The sequence below is a fragment of the Pseudomonas sp. B21-028 genome, from assembly GCF_024749045.1.
Lineage (GTDB): Bacteria > Pseudomonadota > Gammaproteobacteria > Pseudomonadales > Pseudomonadaceae > Aquipseudomonas.
Genome location: NZ_CP087184.1, coordinates 3,470,120 through 3,493,417, shown reverse-complemented (window position 1 = coordinate 3,493,417; position 23,298 = coordinate 3,470,120). Strand labels below are relative to the sequence as shown.

At 62.9% G+C, this 23,298-nt stretch carries 19 protein-coding genes; 8 read left to right on the top strand and 11 right to left on the bottom strand.

The features are described 5' to 3' along the window. Window positions 1-136: 136 nt before the first annotated feature. The 7 genes from LOY35_RS15165 to LOY35_RS15135 all read right to left on the bottom strand — a co-directional run bounded on the left by LOY35_RS15165 (window position 137) and on the right by LOY35_RS15135 (window position 6,933). Window positions 137-1,393: an FAD/NAD(P)-binding oxidoreductase gene (locus LOY35_RS15165; protein ID WP_258624367.1), complete on the bottom strand. Its 1,257-nt coding sequence runs from the start codon at window positions 1,391-1,393 to the stop codon at window positions 137-139. Continuing rightward, window positions 1,390-1,626, bottom strand: a complete 237-nt coding sequence (locus LOY35_RS15160) for a (2Fe-2S)-binding protein (protein ID WP_258624366.1) — start codon at window positions 1,624-1,626, stop codon at window positions 1,390-1,392. Before LOY35_RS15160 ends, LOY35_RS15165 begins: the two co-directional genes overlap by 4 nt. Window positions 1,627-1,753: 127 nt before the next feature. Further along, window positions 1,754-2,872: an FAD-dependent oxidoreductase gene (locus LOY35_RS15155; RefSeq protein WP_309475884.1), complete on the bottom strand. Its 1,119-nt coding sequence runs from the start codon at window positions 2,870-2,872 to the stop codon at window positions 1,754-1,756. After that, the gene (locus LOY35_RS15150; RefSeq protein WP_258624364.1) at window positions 2,869-3,801 is read right to left on the bottom strand and encodes a 4-hydroxyproline epimerase; all 933 of its coding nucleotides are present in this window, start codon (window positions 3,799-3,801) and stop codon (window positions 2,869-2,871) included. The genes LOY35_RS15155 and LOY35_RS15150 overlap by 4 nt, the downstream gene beginning before the upstream one ends. A gap of 113 nt (window positions 3,802-3,914) precedes the next feature. Beyond that, window positions 3,915-4,826: a hypothetical protein gene (locus tag LOY35_RS15145; RefSeq protein WP_258624362.1), complete on the bottom strand. Its 912-nt coding sequence runs from the start codon at window positions 4,824-4,826 to the stop codon at window positions 3,915-3,917. Between the two features lie 140 nt (window positions 4,827-4,966). After that, window positions 4,967-5,638, bottom strand: coding sequence for a GntR family transcriptional regulator (locus tag LOY35_RS15140; RefSeq protein WP_258624360.1), 672 nt, complete (start codon window positions 5,636-5,638; stop codon window positions 4,967-4,969). 128 nt (window positions 5,639-5,766) lie between these two features. Further along, window positions 5,767-6,933: an MFS transporter gene (locus tag LOY35_RS15135; protein WP_258624359.1), complete on the bottom strand. Its 1,167-nt coding sequence runs from the start codon at window positions 6,931-6,933 to the stop codon at window positions 5,767-5,769. 136 nt (window positions 6,934-7,069) lie between these two features. Between LOY35_RS15135 and LOY35_RS15130 the strand changes: the two genes are divergently transcribed. Both LOY35_RS15130 and LOY35_RS15125 read left to right on the top strand, forming a co-directional pair. After that, the gene (locus LOY35_RS15130) at window positions 7,070-8,482 is read left to right on the top strand and encodes a PLP-dependent aminotransferase family protein (RefSeq protein WP_258624358.1); all 1,413 of its coding nucleotides are present in this window, start codon (window positions 7,070-7,072) and stop codon (window positions 8,480-8,482) included. 227 nt (window positions 8,483-8,709) lie between these two features. After that, window positions 8,710-10,839 carry a TonB-dependent siderophore receptor gene (locus tag LOY35_RS15125; RefSeq protein ID WP_258624357.1) on the top strand — a complete coding sequence of 710 codons (2,130 nt, stop codon included), beginning with the start codon at window positions 8,710-8,712 and terminating at the stop codon, window positions 10,837-10,839. Window positions 10,840-10,962: 123 nt separating this feature from the next. On the opposite strand, the gene LOY35_RS15120 is transcribed toward LOY35_RS15125, so the two are convergent. Next, window positions 10,963-11,697, bottom strand: a complete 735-nt coding sequence (locus LOY35_RS15120) for an SDR family NAD(P)-dependent oxidoreductase (RefSeq protein ID WP_258624356.1) — start codon at window positions 11,695-11,697, stop codon at window positions 10,963-10,965. A 302-nt stretch (window positions 11,698-11,999) separates the two neighbouring features. Beyond that, window positions 12,000-12,206 (bottom strand): 4-oxalocrotonate tautomerase family protein, encoded by a 207-nt coding sequence (locus tag LOY35_RS15115; RefSeq protein ID WP_003202537.1) that lies wholly within the window; start codon window positions 12,204-12,206, stop codon window positions 12,000-12,002. A gap of 127 nt (window positions 12,207-12,333) precedes the next feature. Between LOY35_RS15115 and LOY35_RS15110 the strand changes: the two genes are divergently transcribed. After that, complete coding sequence (locus LOY35_RS15110; RefSeq protein ID WP_258624355.1) at window positions 12,334-13,257, top strand: LysR family transcriptional regulator; 924 nt, start codon at window positions 12,334-12,336, stop codon at window positions 13,255-13,257. 138 nt (window positions 13,258-13,395) lie between these two features. On the opposite strand, the gene LOY35_RS15105 is transcribed toward LOY35_RS15110, so the two are convergent. Beyond that, on the bottom strand, window positions 13,396-13,830 hold the full coding sequence (locus tag LOY35_RS15105) for a nuclear transport factor 2 family protein (RefSeq protein WP_258624354.1): 435 nt from the start codon (window positions 13,828-13,830) through the stop codon (window positions 13,396-13,398). A 190-nt stretch (window positions 13,831-14,020) separates the two neighbouring features. Beyond that, the gene (locus LOY35_RS15100; RefSeq protein ID WP_258624353.1) at window positions 14,021-14,917 is read right to left on the bottom strand and encodes a LysR substrate-binding domain-containing protein; all 897 of its coding nucleotides are present in this window, start codon (window positions 14,915-14,917) and stop codon (window positions 14,021-14,023) included. A gap of 108 nt (window positions 14,918-15,025) precedes the next feature. On the opposite strand from LOY35_RS15100, the gene LOY35_RS15095 reads away from it, so the two are divergent. From LOY35_RS15095 to nahK, 5 genes are all read left to right on the top strand, one after another. Further along, window positions 15,026-16,423, top strand: a complete 1,398-nt coding sequence (locus LOY35_RS15095; protein WP_258624351.1) for an MFS transporter — start codon at window positions 15,026-15,028, stop codon at window positions 16,421-16,423. Further along, window positions 16,420-17,694, top strand: a complete 1,275-nt coding sequence (locus tag LOY35_RS15090; RefSeq protein ID WP_258624350.1) for a glucarate dehydratase family protein — start codon at window positions 16,420-16,422, stop codon at window positions 17,692-17,694. The genes LOY35_RS15095 and LOY35_RS15090 overlap by 4 nt, the downstream gene beginning before the upstream one ends. Before the next feature lie 325 nt (window positions 17,695-18,019). Further along, complete coding sequence (locus LOY35_RS15085) at window positions 18,020-19,204, top strand: porin (protein ID WP_258624349.1); 1,185 nt, start codon at window positions 18,020-18,022, stop codon at window positions 19,202-19,204. A 315-nt stretch (window positions 19,205-19,519) separates the two neighbouring features. Then, on the top strand, window positions 19,520-20,683 hold the full coding sequence (gene nosP / locus LOY35_RS15080; RefSeq protein WP_041021388.1) for a nitric oxide-sensing protein NosP: 1,164 nt from the start codon (window positions 19,520-19,522) through the stop codon (window positions 20,681-20,683). Then, window positions 20,613-23,255, top strand: a complete 2,643-nt coding sequence (gene nahK / locus LOY35_RS15075; RefSeq protein WP_258624341.1) for a hybrid sensor histidine kinase/response regulator NahK/ErcS' — start codon at window positions 20,613-20,615, stop codon at window positions 23,253-23,255. Before nosP ends, nahK begins: the two co-directional genes overlap by 71 nt. Window positions 23,256-23,298 lie beyond the last annotated feature (43 nt).

Sequence of the window (23,298 nt, the reverse complement as noted above, 5' to 3'; positions counted from 1 at the left end):
AGAGTAGCAGCAGAATGACCGGCCAACTCATGTGGGAGCGAGCCTGCTCGCGATAGCGGTGTGTCAGCAACCTACCTGTATCTGATAAAGCGCTATCGCGAGCAGGCTCGCTCCCACAAATGGATCGCTGTCTGGCTCAAGCGTGCGGGGTTTCCTCCAACCCCAGCAAGGTTTCGATCCGTGCCGGGCTGAACGGTGGGCGTGGGGTGGGGGGCGTCCAGTCGAACAGATACTCCAGGGCGGCGCCGCAGACCCGGCCCTGGCACGCGCCCATGCCGCAACGGCTGGCGAGCTTGGCTTCGCGCCAATTCACGTGGCCGATCAGGTCGCCGTAGGGCACGTCTTCGCACCGGCAGACCAGGGTGTCGGCCCGGGCCAGGGATTTGAGTCGCCCATCGAGGGCGAAGGCCTTGTTCAGTGTCCGGGCGAAACCCTGCCAGCGTTCCCGACGCGGCCACAGGCGTTGGGCGGCCACGGTATCGTCGACTGCCGCGTGACCGGCGATGGCGCCTTCCACCAGCGCCAGTTCGCTGCCGCCGAAACCGGTGCACTCACCGGCGGCGTAATGGTCCAGGCGAGTGGTCGCCTGCCAGGCGTCCACCGCGAGCGCATTTTCGGCAAGCTCGCAGCCCAGGGCCTGGCCGAGCTGGGTATTGGGGATCAGCCCGAAGCCACACGCCAAGCGGTCGCAGGCCAGCTCGACGACCTTGCCCTGTTGCAGTAGACGCACGCCTTCGAGTCGCTCCCGACCCAAGGCCTCCAGCACATGGCTTGCGGTGCGGTAGTGCCTATCGAACAGCGTGAACGCTTGCAGGAATTTGCCTGGCCAGCGCGGCAATTGCGCGGCGAAACCGGCCACGGCGGCACGGCTGGCCTGCTCGGCCACCCGTAGCACGTGAGCACCCTGGTGCCTGGCCGTGGCGGCACTGGCCAGCAGCAGCGGCCCGCTCCCGGCGATCACCAGGCGTTCATCGCGTACCGGCAGGCCCGCCTTGATCAGTGCCTGCAAGCCGCCAGCGCCAGTGACGCCGGGCAGGGTCCAGCCGGGGAAGGGCAGCAGCAACTCCCGGGCACCGGTACACAGGATCAAACGCTCGTAGGTGATCTGCCAACCGCGCTCGGCATTCTCCACCAACAGGGTTTTATCGGCGGCGCAAGCGATGACCCGGGTGCCGGCATGGCAGCGCACATTGGCGCAGGCCTGCAACTGTTCGCGCAGGTGGCGTGCCGCAATGGGCAGGCTGGCCTGGGGACCGTCGCGCCAGATCTGCCCCCCAGGTAAGGGGTTGTCGTCCAGCAGCACGATTTGCGCGCCGCGGCTGGCCGCGGCCAGGGCGGCGGCCATGCCGGCGGGGCCGGCGCCGATGATCAGCAGGTCGGTGGTTTCGTTCATGGTCGGGTCTGCACGTGCATGCCGTCGCGGCACAGGGTCTGGCAGGCCAGGCGGCGCTGGCCGTCGATTGTTACCCGGCACTCCTGGCAGATGCCCATGCCGCACAGGGGCGCACGCCGTTGGCCGCTGACCGAGGTGCGACTGCAACCGTCCGCGCCCAAGGCCAGGGCGGCGGCGACGCTGGTGCCGGGGGTAACCGTGAGTGGGCGGCCGTCCAGGATCAGTTCAGGCATCTATTGGGCTCCGTATGGAATTGTGGCGAGGGGATTTATCCCCGTTGGGCTGCGCAGCAGCCCCTCTGGATTACCCTGACACATCAAGTAGCCAGACTTCAGGGCCGCTACGCGCCCCAACGGGGATTTAGCTGACATACACAGGCTCCCCCAGAAAACGCTCCGGCAGGTACGCTTGAGGGGCCAGTGGCGAGGCTTCGTTGAATAGCTGCGCCACCAGCAGGTCAGCTGTCGCGGGGGCCGTTGTGATTCCCAGTCCTTCATGTCCCACCGCCAGCCAGAGGCCCTTGCGTTGCGGATGCTGTCCCACCAGCGGCAGGCCGTCGGGGCTGGCGGCGCGGAAGCCGGTCCAGGCGCGGATACCGTTGAGCTGTGCCAGCCCGGGCATGTAGTCGATGGCGCGCTTAAGCATCTTCGCCAGCATCCAGCCTTCCACCTGCGGGTCGACCGTGCCGAATTGCCGCGAGGTGCCGATGAACAACTGCCCGGTGGGACGCGACTGGATATTGCACGCCACCGATGGGCCGCTGGCGTTGTGGGCACTGGTGACGTAACCCAGTTCGACCAGGGTGTGGGTGACGGTGGCGGGGTAGCGATCGGTGATCAGCAAGTGGCCCTTCTTCGGCTCGATCGGCAGCTCCGGACACAGCTCGGTGGCCTGGATGCCGTTGGCGAGGATCACCGCCTCGGCCCTCAACCAGCGCCCGTCGTCCAGGCGTACACGCGAACCGTCCACTTCGGCGACCTGCGCCCGTTGCTGGCGGATGTGCGGACCGCCCAGCATCCAGCGCGCGGCGGCGGGGGCGTAGAGGATGCCGTCGCCCTTGATCAGCAGGCCGCCTTCCAGACCTTCGCGCAACTCGGGTTCGCGCTGACGCAGGGCCCCGCGTCCGATCAGCTCGCAGTCTTCTCCGTGGGCCAGCAGATTCAGGTACTTGCTATTGGCGACCGCCATCTCCTGCGCATTCGCCGCCAGCCACAGGGTGCCGTTGTTGCGCCAGGCACAGCCTTCGGGCAGAAGGTGGCCCAACTCGCGCCAGCGTCGCAGGGAGTATTGACAGAGGGCCAGTTCCGCCGGATTGTCATCCAGCACCAGCAGATGACCCATGCCCGCCGCCGTGGCGCCGTGCCAGCCGGCGTCGAGCACTACCACCTTCAACCCACGCTGGGACAATGCCCGGGCACAGGCCGCACCGATAATGCCGGCCCCGATGACGATCACGTCCGCGATCAAACCCCCGGTCACAGGCGAATACCCCAGGCGAACGGGTCATCCGCTTCGATGATCAGCGTGGTTTCGGCGCTGATATAGGCCCGGCCGCGAATCGTCGGCACGATGCGCTCGCCCACCTGTTCATAAGAGCCTTCGAACTCGCTGCCGATCACACTGGCCTGGCGCCAAGTCTGGCCGGGTTGCAACTTGCCGTCCGCGGCCAGGCACGCCAGCTTGGCGCTGGTGCCGGTGCCGCAAGGGGATCGGTCGTAGGCCTTGCCGGGACAAAGTACGAAGTTTCGGCTGTCGGCGTGCGGGTCGTCGGCGAACAGTTCGATATGATCGATCAGCCCGCCGTCCTCGCCACGAAAGCCTTGTTGCTCCAGCGCTTGCTGCACGGCATAGGTATAGGCAGTCAATGCGTCGAGGTTGTCGCTCGCCACCCGCTGGCCGTGGTCGGCGATGAGGAAAAACCAGTTGCCGCCCCAGGCCACGTCGCCTTCCACCGGACCGATGCCGGGTACCTCCAGGCGCAGCGCCTTGCGATAGCGATAGGCGGGCACATTGCGCACGCTGACCGAGCGATCCTCATGCAAGGTGGCCTGTACCGTGCCCACCGGGGTTTCGATGCTGTGCACGCCCGGGCCGATCCGACCCAGGTGTGCCAGCGACGCCACCAGGCCGATGGTGCCGTGGCCGCACATGCCCAGGTAGCCGCTGTTGTTGAAGAAGATCACCCCGGCGCAGGCGTTCGGGTCGACCGGTTCACAGAGCAGCGCGCCCACCAGCACGTCGCTGCCCCGGGGTTCCAGCACGCAGGCGGCGCGCCAGTCATCATGCCGCGAGGCCAGGCGCTGCCTGCGTTCGGCCATGCTGCCCTGGCCGAGGTCGGGAAAACCGTCGGTGACCAGTCGGGTCGGTTCTCCGCCGGTGTGGGAATCGATCACAGTGATGCGCTTCATGGGGCCACGTCCGTTCAGATAAGTGAACGCAAGCGTGGCCCGCGGCAGGGGACGGCGGCTTGATGGTTTTATCTGTCGCCCATGACGAAATCGGCACAGTGCGGGGGCGGTCATCAGTCTGAAGCGTATCGCCACTGCCACTCGATATGTTCCGTACTGATGCCCAAGGCCTCGAATTTTTCCGCCACGTAGCGCAGACAGGCGCCTCCATCAGGGCGGTAATGCCCGGAGGCGTCGTTGACCATGGCAATGACATGCTCCATGCGATGTTCCCTGATCCTGAACTCCCCGGCGCACATGACCGGCCTGCCGCTACCGAGTTGGCTGTGCCTGATGTAGTTGGCCCGGTCAGCATGTTCCCAGCGTTTATAGATGATGGAGTTTTCCGGGGTATACACCCAGGTGTAGCTATTGGAGTGGTCGTTGGGAGAGAGTATTTCGCTGGTTTGCGATTTCAGTTGATTGCCGATCAGTTGGCCATCCCACATCCCCACCAGTTGACCGACGCCGTCGATTTTCGACGGATCATAGCAACGCCAGTGCATGAGATCGCCGATGAAGGGCATCCACCTGATCGGGTAGGTCTGGGCGTTGAGATCGATCGATCGCTTGTCGGAGTTCATCCAATCGGAAAAATGCACATGGCCCGACCATACGGCGAGCAAGTGCGAGGATGAGTTCCTGAGCCAACGGCGCACCTGCTTGAAGGACAGGTTGGTGTAGATGTCATTGGCCTTGATCAGTACCGATTCCAGCTCCCAGTCATCGGTGGCGATCGGGTGGGCTTCGGGCCTCTGGTAGAAGGTCACGCCGTCGATTTCGGACAATGAGATCCGGGGGCGGCCGAACAGTCTTGGCAGGTCGATTTCCACCGTGATGGTCTGCCCGACTCGCGGGGCTTCACAGAATAATTGCATCTGACTGAGAGGGCCCATGGACACATACAGGGTGTCGTCGGTGCCGGCCCAATGCTCATCGGTGATCGAGGCTGTCACCGTCAGGGTGTCTACAAAAGTGTCGGTCATGATTAAAGGTGCGTTCTGTCTCTGATTAAGAAGTCACCGATTCTGGCGCCGCCTGGCAGGACGCTGGTGGTACATATGTATATGCGCAAAAAAAATGCCGGGTCGCTCAGCGGCCCGGCATTGTCTTATAGCGATCCGCTTCAATGACTGGACGGCAGGAACTCGAACAGCGTCTTGCAGACGCCGGCGATGTGCTCGTCCAGCAGTTTCACCGCCCGTTCGACATCACCGGCACGGCAGGCATCGAGGATTTCCCGGTGCTCGTGATCGGCGCGCTCCTTGCCGGCCGACAGACTCATCTGCATGCGCAGGTAACGCTCCAGTTTGTCGTGGACCGAGCGGATCAGACCGACCAGGAAGGGCCGTTGTGCCGGCTCGTAGAGGCAAGCGTGCAACTGCCAGTTGAGTTCGGCCCAACGCCCGACGTCATCCTCGCCGATGAACTCGCGACAGATGGCCTCGGCGCGAGCGAAGGTCTCCTCGGTCATGTTGGGAATCGCCAGGCGCAGCACCTTGTCCTCCAGCAACATCCGCACTTCGAACATCTGCGCCAACTCCACCTCGGACATCCGCGTGACCATCGCGCCGCGATTACGCTGGAACATCACCAGCCCTTCGGCCTCCAGCCGCTTGAGAGCTTCGCGCACGGGGATCTTGCTGACGTTGAACTGACGGGCGATATCGTCCTGGCGAATCGGCTCGTCCTCGGCAAAATGCCCGGCCACGATGGCCTCGCGCAGGTGACGGGTAATGATTTCCGAAGTGGAAGGGGTGTTGCCCAGGTCAGGCAGTTTGAACTTGGATAAAGTCACGGCGGCGGGTCGGTTGCTGAGTTGGGGATATGGTATACGACTTGGCGGAGGTGGTGGTGCGCAACCCTCCAGACGAGTGAGCCCTTTGTGGCGAGGGGATAAATCCCCTCGCCACAAGGGTTCCCTGTTCAGCCGTGGGACAGGCGGGTGACATACGCCTCTGTCCGGACGATGACCCATCCCGTCACCAACGCACCCAGCGACAGCGCCACCCCAAACAGTGTCAACGCCACATCGGCGCCGAATCGGTCAGCCAACAGGCCGGTCACCACCACCGGAATGCTGAACCCGATGTACGCGAACAGGAAGAACCCGGCACTGACCCGGGCCTTTTCCTGGCCGGCCATTGCGGTGATCGCCGAGAGCCCGCCCAGGTACAGAAAACCATAGCAGGCGCTGCTGGCCCCCAGCGCCCCGAGCAGCACCGCGGTCAGCGAGCCGGTGCTCGCGCCCCAGGCCAGCAGCCCGTAGCTCAAGGGCAGCACCAGCAAGCCAAGCCCGGTGGCCCTGGCCGGCTGCATGCGGCGGACCCACGGCTGGAACAGCAACCCGCAACTGATCACGGTGAAGGTCGACAGGCCCGACCATTGCTGCAGGTCGTGACGTGCCAGTACCGAGGGCAGTATCGCGATCACCAGGCCCGAGGTCGCCCAGGCCAATAGCATGGAGAAGCCGTAGGGCAAGCTGCCGGCGGGGAACAGCGGCAGACGCAGCATTGGCGCCCGGGTCGTTCTGGCGGCAGGGTCCGGCAGCCTGGACACCACGATGAACGCGATAGCGGCCAGGAACAGCTGCAACCAGAAACTGCCGGGTACGACACTCTGATGGACAAACAGGAACAGACTGGTCAACGCCGCCCCCAGGCCGAAGCCCAGGGAGGTACTGGCGGTGATCCGATTGGCGGCGGAGCGGGTATCGCTGCCCGCCAGCAGTTCGGTCATGTAGGCCGTCGACGTTGCCGAGGCCAGGCCCGTGCCCACGCCCATCATCAACCGTGCCAGACCCAACGCAACGAGGTTCGGCCAGATCGAAGTGATGACCGTCGCCAGCATCGACAAACACAATGCCAACAATATCAGCGGCCGGCGTCCCACCCGGTCGGCCAACCCGCCGAAGGCCAGCAGCACCGGCAACACCCCCAGTACGTAACACGAGAACGCCACCGCCGTGGCGCCGGCCCCATAGCCGGACGCCTGAGCGTAGGTGGTGTACAGCGGTGCCTGGAGGTTGACCGCGAGGGTGATCAGGCAAAGGCCGAAAGCCAGTCCCCATGAGTGTCGATGCTGTGCGTTCAAGCGTGTTCCCCGGGAGTCGTTGAGTAGGCGTCCGCTGGACTATCACTGCCGGGCTTCGCGGGAACAAGGAACAGGCCGAGGGGTTTTGTGATTAACTGTTCGCTCGAAATTTGGGAACACTTCAAGGGCGCCCCGTATGGATCTGAACATCGACCGCAATGCCGCCGAGCCTATGATCCGGCAATTGATGACTCAGCTCGTGGGCTGGATCAGCAGTCATCGCATTCGTCCCGGTGCCCGAATGCCTTCCATCCGGCAATTGGCCCAGGAAAATGACGTCAGCCTGTCGTGCGTGATCAAGGCCTATGACCAACTGGTCGCCAGCGGGGTGTTGGAATCCCGGCATGGGTCGGGTTTCTTTGTTGCCCAACAAATGTCCCGGCCGGTGGAGCCGGATGCTGAAACGGGCGAGGGGGCGTGGACGTTATTCGACAACGAGTCGACACAGCTCAAGCTCGGCTGCGGTTGGTTGCCCGACGCCTGGCGCGACGACACCGATCTGGGCCAGGCGATCCGCCAGGTAGTGCGCAGCGACAACCACGCACTGTTCAACTACAGCACGCCCCTGGGCTCTGTTCCTCTGCGCCAGCACATCCAGAAACGCCTGGGCCTGATCGACATACACGTCGATCTTGCGCAGATCCTCACCACCCAGGGCGCCAGTCATGGGCTTGATCTGCTGGTGCGCACGCTGCTCAAGCCCGGTGATCTGGTCCTGGTGGAAAGCCCTGGCTATTACAATCTGTTCAATCTGCTGAAGTTGCACGGGGTCAAGACCCTGGCGGTTCCCAGAGGTACCCAAGGCCCGGATATCGACAGCCTGGAGCGCTTGCTCGACCAGCACAAGCCCACCTATTTCTTCATCAACAGCATGTACCAGAATCCCACCGGCACCAGCCTTGCGCCGAGCGTCGCGTATCGTCTGCTGCAACTGGCCAACCAGCACGATTTCCGCCTCATCGAAGACGACATCTACGCTGACTTCCAGAATGGGCCGACGTCCCGCCTCGCGACCCTCGACAGTTTGGACCGGGTGATCTACCTGGCGAGCTTTTCCAAGACACTGTCCAGTTCGCTGCGCATCGGTTACGTGGTCGCTCAACCCGACATCATCAACCGGCTGGCCGAGGTCAAGATGGTGACCGGCATCGGCTGCTCGCTGTTGGCGGAAAATGTCGTGGCGACACTGCTCGCCAACGGGGCTTATCGCAAGTTGCTGCAACGCCTGCGCCAGCGTTTGAACAAGCAGATGGCGAGTACGCTGCGCCAACTTGACCAGGCGCATTGGGAGGTCTTCGCCGAGCCGACCGGAGGTCTGTTCGTGTGGGCCAGACCCCGGCATGTGGAGAGCGGGCGGGTGCAGCAGATCGCCCGTGAAGCGCAGGTCCAGCTCTCACAGGGCGCCAGTTTCATGCCGGCGAGGGAGACGTGTGACTGGCTGCGGCTGAACGTGGCGTTCGTTCAGGACGTTCGGGCGCAGAGGTTTTTTCGGAAGATAGAAGAGGCATCGCTGGAGGGAGGGGCGGAACAGAGGAATGAAGCTGTGTGAGAATTTGTGGGAGCGAGCCTGCTCGCGATAGCGGTGTATCAGGAAGACAATTTCCAGCTGACACACCGCTATCGCGAGCAGGCTCGCTCCCACAATGGAACTCTCGACAGCAGAGACAAGACGATAATGGGAATGTATGTCAAACGGGAATGAGTTGCTGTATCTTTCGCAACACATTCTTGTCGGCCGTCCGGAGACGGTCGGTGTTTTTCCATTAGGGTTGTGCGATGCGTCGGATTCTCGTTTCACTGTGTGTGCTCCAGGCTTATTCCGTTTCCACGTGGGCTGATGAGCCCATTGCCCCGGACCGGGCGCCGCTGGAGTTGCAGGCCACGGACATCGTGGGCCTTTCGGACAATGAAACCGCACAGGGTCCCGTCAACGGCTATCACGCCACCCGTTCGGCCAGCGCCACGCGCACCGACACGGCCATCCATGAAACCCCGCAATCCATCAGCGTGGTGTCCCGCGACGTGGTGGAAGACCTTGGCGCCACGCGCCTGCAGGACGCCCTCGATTACGCGGGCGGGGTGGGGCGGGCCAACAACTTCGGCGGCCAGGGCCTGACCACGTTCACGGTGCGCGGCTTCACCACCGGTGAGTTCTACCGCAACGGATTTCCGATCAACCGTGGCTACCCGAACATGCCTGACGCCAATACCATCGAGCGGCTTGAAGTGCTGCGCGGTCCGGCGACCATGCTGTACGGTCGTGGCGATCCGGGCGGCACGTTCAACGTGGTGTCCAAGCAACCGCTGGCCGAGCGCACGGTGACCCTGGGCAGCCAGCTCAACGACCAGGGCATGCGTCGCGGCACACTGGACGCGTCCGGCCCGTTGGATGAAGAAGGAAGCCTGGCCTATCGCCTGAACGTGATCGGCGAGGGCGGTGACACCTTCCGTGACCACGTCGAGACCGAACGCTATGGCGTCGCGCCGGTGGTGACCTGGCAGGTCAACGACACCACCCGCCTCACGTTCGAAGGCGACTTCATGCGCAACAACCATCCGCTGGACCGTGGCCTGACCCATTATCCCGGCCAGCGTGGCACGGCGTCCCGGGATACCTTCTTCGGCGAAAAAGACGCCGGCAAACTGCACAACGACAACAACATGCTGCAGGTGCGTTTCGAGCACATGCTCAACGACGACTGGACCCTGGCCGGCGGCACCCAGTGGCTCGACGGCACCTTGCAGGGCAACGCGGTGGAAGGCAACGGTATCGCGGCCGATGGCCGTACCCTGGGCCGTAACTTCAACTACCGCAAACTGGAATGGACCGACCGAGACACGCAGCTCAACCTTACCGGGCACTTTTCGACCGGCGGCTTCGAGCACACGCTGTTGACCGGGGTCGAGTATGAAGACTACGACTATCAGTCCATCATCCAGCGTTCCGCCCCAGGGGCGGGTGCCTACCCGATCGATATCTTCAATCCGGTGTATGGCCAGCCACGTCCGGCGTTGACGCGAACGCCAACCCATGACCAGGAAAACCTCAAGACGCTGGGTGTGTTCATCCAGGACCAGGTGGCGCTCACCGAGCGGTTGAAACTGCTGGCCGGCGCACGTTTCGAGCGGTTCGAGCATCAATATGAGAATTTCGCGGCCAGCAACGGGGACTGGGATGCCAGCCACAACGCGACCACTCCGCGCCTGGGGATGATTTATGATTTGACCGACACCGTGGCGGTTTACGCGAACACGGCCCGTTCTTTCAAACCCAACATGGGGCGCAGTCGTCAGGGCGCAGGCTTCAAGCCGGAAGAGGGCAAGTCCTATGAAGTGGGCGTCAAATGGGAGGCGCTGGACCGTCAGCTGAGCGTCGATGCGGCGGTGTATCAGATCGAGAAGCGCAATGTGCTGACCGACGACCCGCTGGATGCCACATTGAAAGTGGCCGCCGGCGAAGTGCGCAGCCGTGGATTCGACCTGAACGTGGCGGGCAACCTGACGCCGGAATTGCGCATGATCGGCGGCTACGCTTACGTCGATGCCGAGGTGACCAAGGACACGGGCATCCCCAGTGGCACCCGCCTGCTCAACGTGCCCAGGAATACCTTCAGCCTGTTGAATGTCTACGAATTCCAGGATGGCGGCCTCAAGGGGCTGGGCCTGGGAGCAGGGGTCAAATACGTGGATGAGCGGGCCGGCCAGACTGCGGCGAATGCGTTCTCGATGGACAGCTACACCGTCGTCGACCTGCTCGGCTACTACAAGGTCAACGAACGGATCCGCCTCAACCTGGACCTGAAGAACCTGTTCGACGCCGATTACGAGGAAGGCGCCTTCGGCAACGTCTACGCCTACCCGGGCGCACCGCGAACCGTCCAGGCCGGTATCTCCTACACCCTCTGAAGCCAATGCAATCCCTGTGGGAGCGAGCCTGCTCGCGATGGCGATAAGTCAGTCAATACTGGGCTGACTGGAATGACGCCATCGCGAGCAGGCTCGCCCCCACAAAGGAAACTGTGGCGGCTCCTACCACTTGCCCGTGCTCATCCCGCCATCCACCGGCAGTACCGCGCCGGTCGTGAAATCGGCGCCCGCCAGATACAGCACCGCTTCGGCGATTTCCCCTATGGTGCCCACGCGGCCGGCCGGGGCCAGGTTGTTGAGGAATTCGCGATGGGCCGGGTCGTGCATCGGCGTATCGATGATCCCGGGCGCAACGGCATTGACCTTGATGTTGTGGGGCGACAGTTCAAGGGCCAGGGCACGGGTCATCTGGTTGACGCCCCCCTTGATCAACACCGGCAGCGCGGCCGGCACCTGGATATTCGGTTGCAGGGCCACGGCGGCGGAAATGTTGATGATGAAGCCCTGCCGGCGACCGATCATGTGCGCGGCGGCGGCCTGGCTGGCGTAGACCAGGCCCTTGAGGTTGGTATCCAGCAACGACTCCAGGTCCTGGGGGCTGTATTCGATGAAGGGTTTGGGCAGGAAGAACCCGGCATTGTTCACCAGCCCGTCAACGGCCCCGAACGCTTCGACGGCCTTGGCGATGAGGCGGGTCGAGGTCGCCGGGTCGGCGATATCGCCGGCCACACCGATGAAACGGTCCGAGTGATCGAACCGGCCGGCGGCATCGTCCAACCCCGAGCGGGAGCGGGCATTGCCGACCACGTTATAACCCCGATCCAGAAACGCCTGGACCAGACCCAGGCCAATGCCGCTTGAAGCGCCGGTGATGATGACGGTTTTGTTGAGACTCATGATGTGACTCCTGATCGTTGAGTTGCACCGCTGCGCCGGTAGGGGCGGTGGTTGAGATCAGGGTATTGATGCGCTGAGGGTTGATAAACGGGGTGGGCGGTACTTGAGTTGATACCTGGTGTAATCAATCTCCCATTCAACATAAGCCCCTGTGGGAGCGAGCCTGCTCGCGATAGCGGTCTGTCAGCTAAAAATTGTTTTACTGACAGACCGCTATCGCGAGCAGGCTCGCTCCCACAAGGGAATAGTCAACAGGCATAAAAAAGCCCGGCCAATCAGGCCGGGCTCGATAAAGCAGGTGCTCACTCCTTGGGAAGACTTCGATATTGCGTCGTCGTCATGCCCGCATAACCCCAGTTATCCGTATCGACTTCCTCGATCACGATATGGGTCAGGTGCGGATCCTTGCCCAGTACGCGCTGGAGGGTTTCGGTGATCTCCGAGATCACCTGGGCTTTCTGTTCGCGGGTGACGCCATCGCGGGTGATACGCACATTGACGAAAGGCATGTTGCACTCCTGCTGGTTGAGAAAAGGTGCGCAGGCTTCCCTGCGCAACCGAAGCCACTGTATTTATACGCCACGGACTGATAAACAGGCAGCTGCGATCTTCAGTTGATACACGGTGTAATGAATCATGAAGCGACATTTCGAAGACCTGCAGTTGGGCAGCATAGAACTGTTCTGCCTGGCGGCCGAAGCGGGCAGCTTTACGGCGGCGGCCCAACTGGCGGGCGTGACCCCGGCGGCGGTGAGCCGTTCGATCTTTCGCCTGGAGGAACGCCTGGGCTCGCGGCTGTTCGTGCGCACCACCCGCAGCATCCGCCTGACCGAGGCCGGTAAGACCTATTTCGAGCAGTGCCGGCAGGCGTTGACCCAGCTGGTGGAGGCGCAACAGGAAATGATGGGGGCGCAATCGGTGCCGTCCGGGCAACTGCGCATCAGTCTGCCCACCACTTATGGTCATCACCGGATCCTGCCGTTGCTGCCGGCCTTCCGTGCGCAGTATCCGCAAGTCAGCGTGGACGTGCACCTGAGCAATCGGAACATCGACTTCGTGGCCGAGGGTTATGACCTGGCGATTCGGGTCAGGGCCCAGCCGGACTCTTCCCTGATCGCCCGGTTGCTGGAAGATGCGAAGCTGGTGGTGGTCGCGGCGCCGGACTATTTGCGCAAGGCCGGCACGCCGCGCACCCTCGAAGACCTGGACGATCATGAATGTATTCAATTCGAGTTGCCCAGCAGCGGTCGGCGGATTTCCTGGTTGTTCAATGTCGATGGCAAGGAGCGGGAGGTGTTCGGCCAGGGCAACTATTGCTGTTCGGACGATGTGCTGGGCGGTGTGACGCTGGCCAGGCACGGTGCGGGATTGTTCCAGACCTACCGGTTCATCGTCGAACAGGAACTGGCGGACGGGAGCCTGGTGGAAGTGCTGCAACCTTTCAGTGGCCGCTCACGTCCCTTCACATTGCTCTATCCCCATGGCCGCCACATGCCCCAGCGGGTTCGCGCCTTCGTCGATTTCCTGTTGCAGCACCGGGAACAGTGGGCTGCCATCTAGGGGCAACCCCTGTGGGAGCGAGCCTGCTCGCGATAGCGGTAGTCACTGGACTGACGCCATCGCGAGCAGGCTCGCTCCCACATTGGGTTCAGGGTTGACCGTAAGATCACTGTCTACCGACAAACCCTGTGGAAGTGATTAGAACTTGAACGCCTGCCGCCCGATCAGCAGCCACTTGCCGTTCTTCTGCTTCTGCCAGATCTGGAAGTTCTCGATTTCAGTCGGCACGATGTCGGTGCCCTTGATCGCCTGGGCCGAGAAATGGTTGCGCACCAGGGCGGTGTCACCGGACAGGGTGATTTTCTGATTCTTCATTTCCAGGGTCTTGAACGCGCTCTTGCCGGTTTCGATGTCGGCGATAAAGGCTTTCTTGTCCTGGATGTTGCCGCTGGAGTGACCGTAAGTGAGGTTCTCGGCGGCCAGTGCCTGAAGCTGTGGAATGTCCTTGTGCAGCATGGCCTGGGTCAGGTGGTCGACGGCCTGGGCCACGTCCTGCTCGGCCGAAGCAGCGGCCGTGGCTGCGTAGCCGCCGAACAGGCACAGGAAGCTGATCACCAATGTCGCTTTTTTCATGGGTGTGTCCTTGTTGTTGTAGGTATGAGAATGAGCGCTTTGGGTTGCACTCATCTGTCATCGTACAACTACTTGATGGTGACGGGAACAGCTGAGTTGCTGATCGGTCGGGAACCGGACAATGTGGCGAGGGGATAAATCCCCTCGCCACAAATGTGTACTCGACAAGCCTGCTTCGGCAGGCCACGGATCAAAATCCCTCGCGAACCGCCCCGCGAATCCCTTCCAGCAACATGGTGAACGCCGGGTTGTCATTGTCCTCATGCCACACCAGATGCAACTCGCTCTGTACCCCTTCGCCCAGATCGATTTCCCGGAATACCACCTGTTTGAACACCACGCTGGTGGCACAACGCGGCACCAGCGCCAGGCCCATGCCGGCGTTGACCAGCGCCAGGATCGTCAGCGACGACCCCAGCCATTGCACGAACTGCGGCGCGACCCGGGCCGAGCGGAGCATGCCGGTGAGCAATTCGTTGAAGGGCGGGTAGGCGGAGTGGGAATACATCAGGAACGGCTCGCCATCGAGGTCCTGGACACTGACGGAATCGGCGTGGGCCAGCGGATGGCCGGCAGGCACCGCCAGGACAAACGGCTCGCGCACCAGACACTCGGTGGCGTAGCCGGTCTCCAGCAGCGGCGAGCGGACGATGCCCAGGTCGATGCGCCGCGCGCGCAAGGCCTCGTGCTGTTGGTAGGTGTTCATCTCCGAGAGGACGATTTTCACCTGGGGCTGTTTCAGCCGTGCCTCGGCGATGACCTTGGGCAGAAACTCGTACACCGCACTGCCGACGAAGCTGATGGTGACCGAGCCGATGTCGCCCTGGGCAAAACGCCGGGCGGCCGCGGCGGCTTGTTGCGCCTGCTCCAGCAGGTTCTGCGCTTCGATGAAAAAAGCCCGGCCGGCGGCGGTGAGCGCAACGCTGCGGGTGCTGCGGGTGAACAGCTCGACGCCCAGGTGATGCTCCAGCAATTGGATCTGCCGGCTCAAGGGCGGCTGGGTCATGTTCAACCGTTCGGCGGCGCGACGGAAATTGAGTTCTGTCGCGACGGTGGTAAAGCAGCGCAGTTGGGCCAGTTCAAACATTGATTCAATCCAGGTATCAATCAAGTGCCAAGTTAGATTAGACGGGAACAATGCCCCCCGTCCATCATCGAGCCGTTCCCCACAAAAACAACGACTGGGAGGCTCTCCTTGAATTACGTACCAGACTCCACGCATGACAGCACCCTGGCGCGCGCCGCGGCCAAGGTCAAACGTCATGTACTGCCCCTGGTGGTGGTGATGTTCATCGTCAACTACATCGACCGGGTCAACATCGGCTTCGTGCGCAGCCACCTGGAAACCGATCTGGGCATCGGTGCCGCGGCCTACGGGCTTGGCGCCGGGCTGTTCTTCGTCGGCTACGCGCTGTTCGAAGTGCCGTCCAACATGCTGCTGCAACGCTACGGCGCCCGGGCCTGGCTGACGCGGATCATGTTCACCTGGGGCGCGGCGGCGATGGCCATGGCTTTCGTGCGCGGTGAAACCAGCTTCTACGTGCTGCGCTTCATTCTCGGCGCGGCGGAGGCGGGGTTCTTTCCCGGCATCATCTACTACTTCACCCAATGGTTGCCGGCCAACGAACGCGGCAAGGCGATGGCGATCTTCCTCAGCGGTTCGGCCATCGCTTCGGTGATTTCCGGGCCGGTGTCCGGTGCGCTGTTGAATGTCAGCGGCATGGGCCTGCATGGCTGGCAGTGGATGTTCCTGATCGAAGGCTTTGCCTCCATCGTGCTGTGCGGGTTTGTCTGGTTCTGGCTGCAATCGCACCCCAACCAGGCGAAATGGCTGACCGCCGAAGAGAAAGCCGTGTTGACCGCGACGATTGCCGAAGAACAACGGGCCCGGGAAGCCGCCCAGGTGATCAAGCCATCGATGTTCAAGCTGCTCGCCGACCGGCAGATCGCGCTGTTCTGTTTCATCTACTTCTCCATTGCCCTGACGATCTACGGCGCCACGTTCTGGCTGCCGAGCATGATCAGGAAGATGGGCAGCCTGGGGGATTTCCAGGTCGGTTTGTTCAACTCCATCCCGTGGATCATTTCCATCGTGGCGATGTACGCCTTCGCGGCCCTGGCCGGCAAATGGAAGTTCCAGCAGGCGTGGGTGGCGGCGACTCTGGTGATTGCGGCGTTCGGCATGTTCATGTCCACCACCGGCGGGCCGATCTTTGCCTTCGTCGCTATCTGTTTCGCGGCCATCGGTTTCAAGGCCGCGTCGGCGCTGTTCTGGCCAATTCCCCAGGGCTACCTGGACGCTCGCATCGCGGCGGCGGTGATTGCCCTGATCAACTCCATCGGCAACCTCGGCGGCTTCGTCGCACCGACAGCGTTCGGCTTCCTGGAGCAGACCACCGGCTCCATCGAGGGCGGCCTGTACGGCCTGGCAATTACCTCGCTGGTCGCCGCCGTGGTGATCTTCTTCGCCCGCACCTCGCCGGGGCGTGACACGCCCGACTCATTGTCCGGCAAGCGCGAAGTCGTCGCGCAGGCCCATCCATCGGAAAACACCCAAGCCCTGAACCCTGGCCCATCGGGAGCCGCTGTATGAAGATCAAACGCGTCACCGTCACCCCCATTGCCTTTCGCGATCCGCCGTTGCTCAACGCCAGCGGCATTCATGAACCGTTTGCGCTGCGCTCGATCATTGAGATTGAGAGTGACAACGGCTACATCGGTCTGGGCGAGAGCTATGGCGATGCACCGGCCCTGGCGATCCAGCAACAATTGCAGGAGCAGTTGATCGGTCTGGACCCGTTCAACCTCAACCAGTTGCGGGCCATCGTCCAGGCCACCGTCGCCGCGCAACGGCCCGCCAGTGGCGCCGGCGCCGAACTGGCGCCGGGCTCCCACGCGAGCAAGGCCGTGAGCAACGCCTACTCGGCATTCGAAGTGGCCTGCCTGGATCTGCAAGCCCATTACCTGAACGTGCCGCTGGTGGATCTGCTGGGCGGGGCGATTCGCGAAGAAATCCCGTTCAGCGCCTACCTGTTCTTCAAGTACGCCGAGCACATCGATTCGCCGTATCCGCCGGACAGCTGGGGCGAGGCGCTCAATGAACAGCAGATCGTCGCCCAGGCCCGGCGCATGATCACCGACTACGGTTTCAAGAGCATCAAGCTCAAGGCCGGCGCGCTGGAGCCGGAGCATGAAGTGGCGTGTATCAAGGCGCTGAAACAGGCCTTTCCCGGCTACCCTTTGCGCATCGACCCGAATGCCAACTGGTCGCTGGAAACCTCCATTCGCATGGCCGAACTGCTCGGCGACGACCTGCAGTATTACGAAGACCCGACTCCGGGGTTAGAGGGCATGTCCGAGCTGCACAAGCGCACCGGCCTGCCGTTGGCGACCAACATGGTGGTCACCGATTTCGACGAATTTCGCCGCAGCGTGGCGCTGAACAGCGTGCAGATCGTGTTGGCCGATCACCATTACTGGGGCGGCCTGCGGGACACCCAGGCGCTGGCGAAAATGTGCGACACCTTTGGTCTCGGCGTGTCGATGCACTCGAACTCGCACCTGGGCATCAGCCTGATGGCCATGGCCCACGTGGCGGCCGCGGTGCCGAACCTCGACTATGCCTGTGACACCCATTATCCGTGGCAGGAGCCGGATGAGGAGGTGATCAAGGGAGGCAAGCTGCCGATCGTCGATGGCTGCGTGAAGATCACCCGGGCACCGGGGCTCGGGCTGGAGCTGGACCGGGATCAACTGGGCATGCTGCATGAACAGTTCCTGCGTTGCGGCATTCGCCAGCGCGATGATGTGCGGCAGATGCAGCGCTACCGGCCGGACTGGAAGACCGTCAAGCCGAGGTTCTGAACCGAAGCAAAGGGGGGCCTTTGTGGCGAGGGGATTCATCCCCGCTGGCTGCGAAGCAGCCCCCATTCTGTCTGGCATACCGAGTTGTCAGGTTTTAGGGGGCCGCTTCGCGACCCAGCGGGGATGAATCCCCTCGCCACAAGTAGGTGTGCCAGCCCACACCCAAAGTACCGCGCCCGTCGGCATGGCAGTCGTACACCCAAACTGCCGCGCCGGGCCGACGCTTCCAAAGCACCCGCCAATTGCCCCCAAGGCAGCGTATGGCGGGGCCCGTAGCCTTTCGATAATCGCCTCCGACATCCCGTCCCCTGTTGCGGAGCGCGCCATGCACAACAATAAAAATACCCGTCGCCGTTTTATGCCTGCGGTCATCGCCAGTCTTTCGACCCTCGGCCTGACGTCGTGGGCCCAGGCCGAGATCATGCTGTACGACAAGGACCAGACCACTTTTTCCACCGATGGCTACATCAACGCCTTCTACGTCAACAGCGACGTGGACCGGGCCGGGGAGCAGTTCGACCGGCGCCAGGCGCGGGTCAAGATGGGGTTCCTGCCCAACTACCTGGGCTTCAACATGAGCAAGCAGGTCGATGACCTCAAGCTCGGCGCCCGCGCGTCGTTCTGGGTGACCATCAACGACAGCGAAACCAACGGCACCGACACCGCCATCGACGTGCGCCAGTTCTACGGTACCGTCGCCAACCCGGAGTGGGGTGAGGTGTTGATCGGCAAGGACTTCGGCCTGTTCGCCCGCTCCAACATCCTGCTCGACGAATTGCTCGCCGGCTACGGCCAGGTCAGCGATACCCTGGGCCTGGTGGACGGCGGTGGCGTGTCGTTCGGCAACATCGGCAGCGGCTATCCCTATCCGTTCCCGACTTCGCAGATCACCTATCGCACTCCGGTCATGGACGGGCTGCGGGTGGCGGTGGGGATCATGGACCCGGTGGACACCAACGACAACAGCGCCACCGGCAAGGCCTACCAGGAAAACCCGCGCACCGAGAGCGAGATCACCTACCAGTTCGACCTCGGCGGCGCGAAGATCTACAGCTGGCTCAACGGCAGCTACCAGACCTCGGACAACACCGACTCCACTGTCGAATCGGTGACCTCCAAAGGCCTGGGTTATGGCGTGCAGGCGAAGATGGGCGGCCTGTCGCTCACCGGCTCCGGGTTCCAGGCCAAGGGCATCAACCCGTTCTTCACCAACAACGCCGGCGAAGCCACGTTGCGCAACGTCGACAGCAAGGGCTATCTGCTGCAAGGCTCCTACAAGCTGGGCAAGAACCGCCTGGCGTTGTCCTACGGCAAGACCGATGACGACGGCAACGGCGTGGTGGGCAGCGGTGCCGATTACGAAACCCGCGGCATTGCGCTGTTCCATGACGTCAACGACAACCTCAAGCTCGTGGCCGAGTACAACCAGTTCGAAATCAACGGCCACGACACCAGCGCCCAGAACGAAGACACCGATACGTTTGCGGTGGGGGCTGTGTTGACCTGGTAATACCTATGGCAACGCAACCCCTGTGGCGAGGGGATTTATCCCCGCTGGGTCGCGGAGCGGCCCCAGAAAACAGTTCAGTCGACACAAATCTGGGTGACTGAAAAAGGGGCCGCTTCGCAGCCCAGCGGGGATAAATCCCCTCGCCACAAAGGTGTTCCAGCTTAGGTCAGTGTTTTTGTGGTGGCCCCAGCCGTGCGCATCGCGGCGCGGGCCGCCACCGTTCTCATCCCATGGAAGCGCACACCCGCTACCCAAGTAGCATTCGTGGGCCCGGCGCGGCTTCGTACACTCAAGGCTCCTGTCACGGAGGCGAAGATGCAGCAGGCCCAGAGCGAAGGCGTGGTAAGCGCGATGTCCCAGGCAACGGATGTCGAGCAAGTGGCCCAGGAACTGGCGCGGCAGTTGCTGCATCCGTACCTGGGCTTCGTGCTGTTTTTCTGTTCCGCCGAATACGACCTGCCGGCCCTCGGCCAGGCACTGTCCCGGAGCTTCGGCGGGATTCGCCTGGTGGGCTGCACCAGCGCAGGGGAAATCACCGCCCAGGGTTATGGCCGCAACTGCGTGACAGCAGTGGGGTTCGACCACCGGCATTTTTCCATTGCCGCCGAGTTGATCGGTGAAATGGGCCATTTCAGCCTGATCGACGCCCAGCAGATGGTCGAACGCCTGGCAAGCGGCTGTCGCAGCAATGCCCTGGCACCGATCAAGGGGCACAGCTTTGCACTGACCCTGCTCGACGGTCTGTCCAGCCGCGAAGAAATGGTGCTCGCGGCGCTGAGCGCTGCCCTGGGGGACATCCCGCATTTTGGTGGCTCGGCCGGCGACGACAATTACCTGACCCACACCCACGTGTACTTCGAAGGCCAGTTCCACAGCGGCGCGGCCGTGGTGGTGCTGATCAATACCTGGCTGGAATTCGAGGTCTTCACCACCCATCACATCCTGCCCCGGGAAGAGAAACTGGTGGTGACCGGCGCCGACAGCGCTTCGCGCCGGGTCTATGAGCTCAACGCCGAACCCGCGGCCGAGGAATATGCCCGGCATATCGGCGTGCCGGTGAGCGCCCTCGACTACCGGGTGTTCGCCGCCCATCCGCTGGCGGTGCGCATCAATGACCAATACTACGTGCGGGCCGTCCAGCAGGTGCACCCGGACCTGAGCCTGAGTTTCTACTGCGCGGTGGAGAACGGCATCGTCCTCACGGCCATGACTCCGGGCCCCTTGTTGACCAACCTGGAAAACCTTTTTGACGGCTTGCAGGCGCGGCTCGGCGATCTGTTGCTGACCATCGGCTGCGACTGTTTTCTCAGGCGCCTGGAGCTGGAAGATCGCGGCGGCCTGGAGCAGATCGGCCAGTTCCTGTGCAAACAACGGGTGATGGGTTTCAACACCTACGGAGAACAGTTCAATGGCATGCACATCAACCAGACCTTCACCGGAGTTGCCATTGCCCGCCATCGCGTCCCCGGTCATCGCTGATCTGCAAGCGCAGATCGCCGGACTGCAACACGAAAACCACAAGTTGCAGCGCATCAACGCCGCGTTGATCGAACGGGTGGAGTCCGGCGTAACCCGGGGCAGCGACCCGTATGCGGCGTTCCAGCATTCGGTGGTGCTGGCCGAGCAGGTGCGCGAGCGCACCGATGCGCTGAACCAGGCCATGGCCGAGCTCAAGGCCGGCAATCATCTGCTCGGTGAGGCGCGGTTGCGGGCGGAAACGGCCCATCGGCACCTGATCGATGCCATCGAAAGTATTTCCGATGCGTTCGTGCTGTTCGACGCACAACAGCGCATCGTCCTGTTCAACAGCCGCTTCAAGGCGTTCTGGGCCCACAGTCGGGTGCGCATCATGGCCGGGATGCGCCTGGGCGAGGTCAAGCGCCTGATGACCGCCAACGGCTTGTTCAGCGAAGAAAACCGCGGCCAGGATGATGAGCATGTGCTGTATCGCCTGCAGAACGGCCGCTGGTTGCAGGTCAGCGAGCGGCCGACCCAGGAGGGTGGCCGGGTGATCCTGTTCACCGACATCACCGACGTGAAACTCAGTGAAACCGTGCGCCGCGAGCAGGCCATCGCGCAGAAGTCCCACCTGTTGCAGCGTGCGGTGGACAACCTCTCCCAGGGCGTGGCGATGGTCAACGCCCAGGGCGTGCTGGAACTGTGGAACCGGCGCTTCCTGGAGCTCAGCGGCCTGGCCCCGGTGGCGGCCCACCGGCCGTTCAACGAAGTGATTGCCGACAGCGAACTGCAACTGTTGACCCCGGCCAGCCGCGACAGCAATGGTCGGTTGATTCATGAGCGTGAGCAGCGTCTCTCCGACGGCCGGGTCCTGGAAATCCGCACCCATCCGCTGCCCACTGGCGGCTACGTCAACACCTTCACCGACATCACCGAGCGCTACCAGCACGCCGAGGCGTTGAGCGAAAGCGAGCGCTGGATCCGCTTGATCACCGACCATGTGCCGGCACTGATCGCCTACCTCAATGCCGACCTGGTTTATGAATTCACCAACAAGGTCTACGAACAGTGGTATTGCTGGCCCCGTGGCGTGATGCTCGGCCAGAGCCTGCGCGAAGCCCACAGCGAGCAGCATTACCAGCGCCTGGAAGCCTACGTGGCCCGTGCCCTCGCCGGGGAGAGCGTGACGTTCGAATTTGCCGAAACCAACATCAACAACCAGGAACGCTACATGTTGCGTTCCTACGTGCCGAACCGCTTGGCCAATGGCGAGGTGGTGGGGATCTTCGTGCTGATCCGCGACATCACTGAACGGCGGCGCACCGCCGAGGCGTTGCACCAGGCCTATCAGAACCTGGAACAGCGGGTCCAGGAGCGCACGGCGGAACTGACGACGCTCAACGAACAGCTGCTGCGCGAGATCGACGAGCGCAGCCGCGTGGAACTGCGCCTGCGCGAAGCCAAGCGCGAGGCCGAGCAGGCCAACCTGTCGAAGACCAAGTTCCTGGCGGCGGTCAGCCACGATCTGCTGCAACCGCTCAACGCCGCGCGACTGTTCACCAGTGCCTTGCTCGAACGGCGTGAGCCGGTGGCGAATGCGCACCTGGTGCGCAACGTCAGCAATTCCTTGCAGGACGTCGAAAACCTGCTGGGTACTCTGGTGGACATCTCCAAGCTCGATGCCGGGGTGATCAAGGCGGACGTCGCGCCGTTCGCCCTCAGCGAATTGCTCGGCAACCTGGCCGCCGAATACGCCCAGGTTGCCCGCAGTGAAGGACTGGCGCTGCGCTTCGTGCCTTGTTCGGTGCTGGTGCGCAGTGACCTGCAGCTACTCGCCCGGATCCTGCGCAACCTGCTGAGCAACGCCATCCGCTATACCCCCAGCGGCCGCGTGGTGTTGGGGTGCCGGCGCCAGGGGCAGCGGGTGTCGATCCAGGTCTGGGACTCCGGCATCGGCATTGCCGAGGAGCGCCTGGAGGAAATTTTCCAGGAGTTCAAGCGCGGCGATGTACAGCGTCCCAACCAGGATCGCGGGTTGGGCCTGGGCCTGGCGATTGTCGAGAAAATCGCCGGGATCCTCGGCCACCGGATCCAGGTGCGCTCGTGGCCGGGCAAGGGCTCGATGTTCGCCATCGACGTGCCGCTGAGCGCCACCGCGCCCAAGCCGGTGCCGTGCGTGGACATGAGCGAGCCGATGCTCGAGCGCTTGCGCGGAGCGCGGATCTGGGTGCTGGATAACGACGCGGCGATCTGCGCCGGCATGCGTACGTTGCTGGAAGGCTGGGGCTGTCGGGTCGTCACCGCGCTGTCGGAACAGGACCTGGCGCGCCAGGTGGACAACGACCACGCCGAGGTGGACCTGTTGATCGCCGACTATCACCTGGACAACGACCAGAACGGCGTCGACGCCGTGGCCCGGATCAACGCCTGCCGCAGGTCAGCGATCCCGGCGATGCTGATCACCGCCAACTACAGCAACGAACTCAAACAGCAGATCCGCGAGCGCGGACACACCCTGATGCACAAGCCGGTGCGGCCGATGAAGCTGAAGATTGCGATGAGTCATTTGCTGGCCCAGTCCAACCATCCCTGAGCCGAACACTTTTTGTGGCAAAGCAACTGTGGGAGCAAAGCTT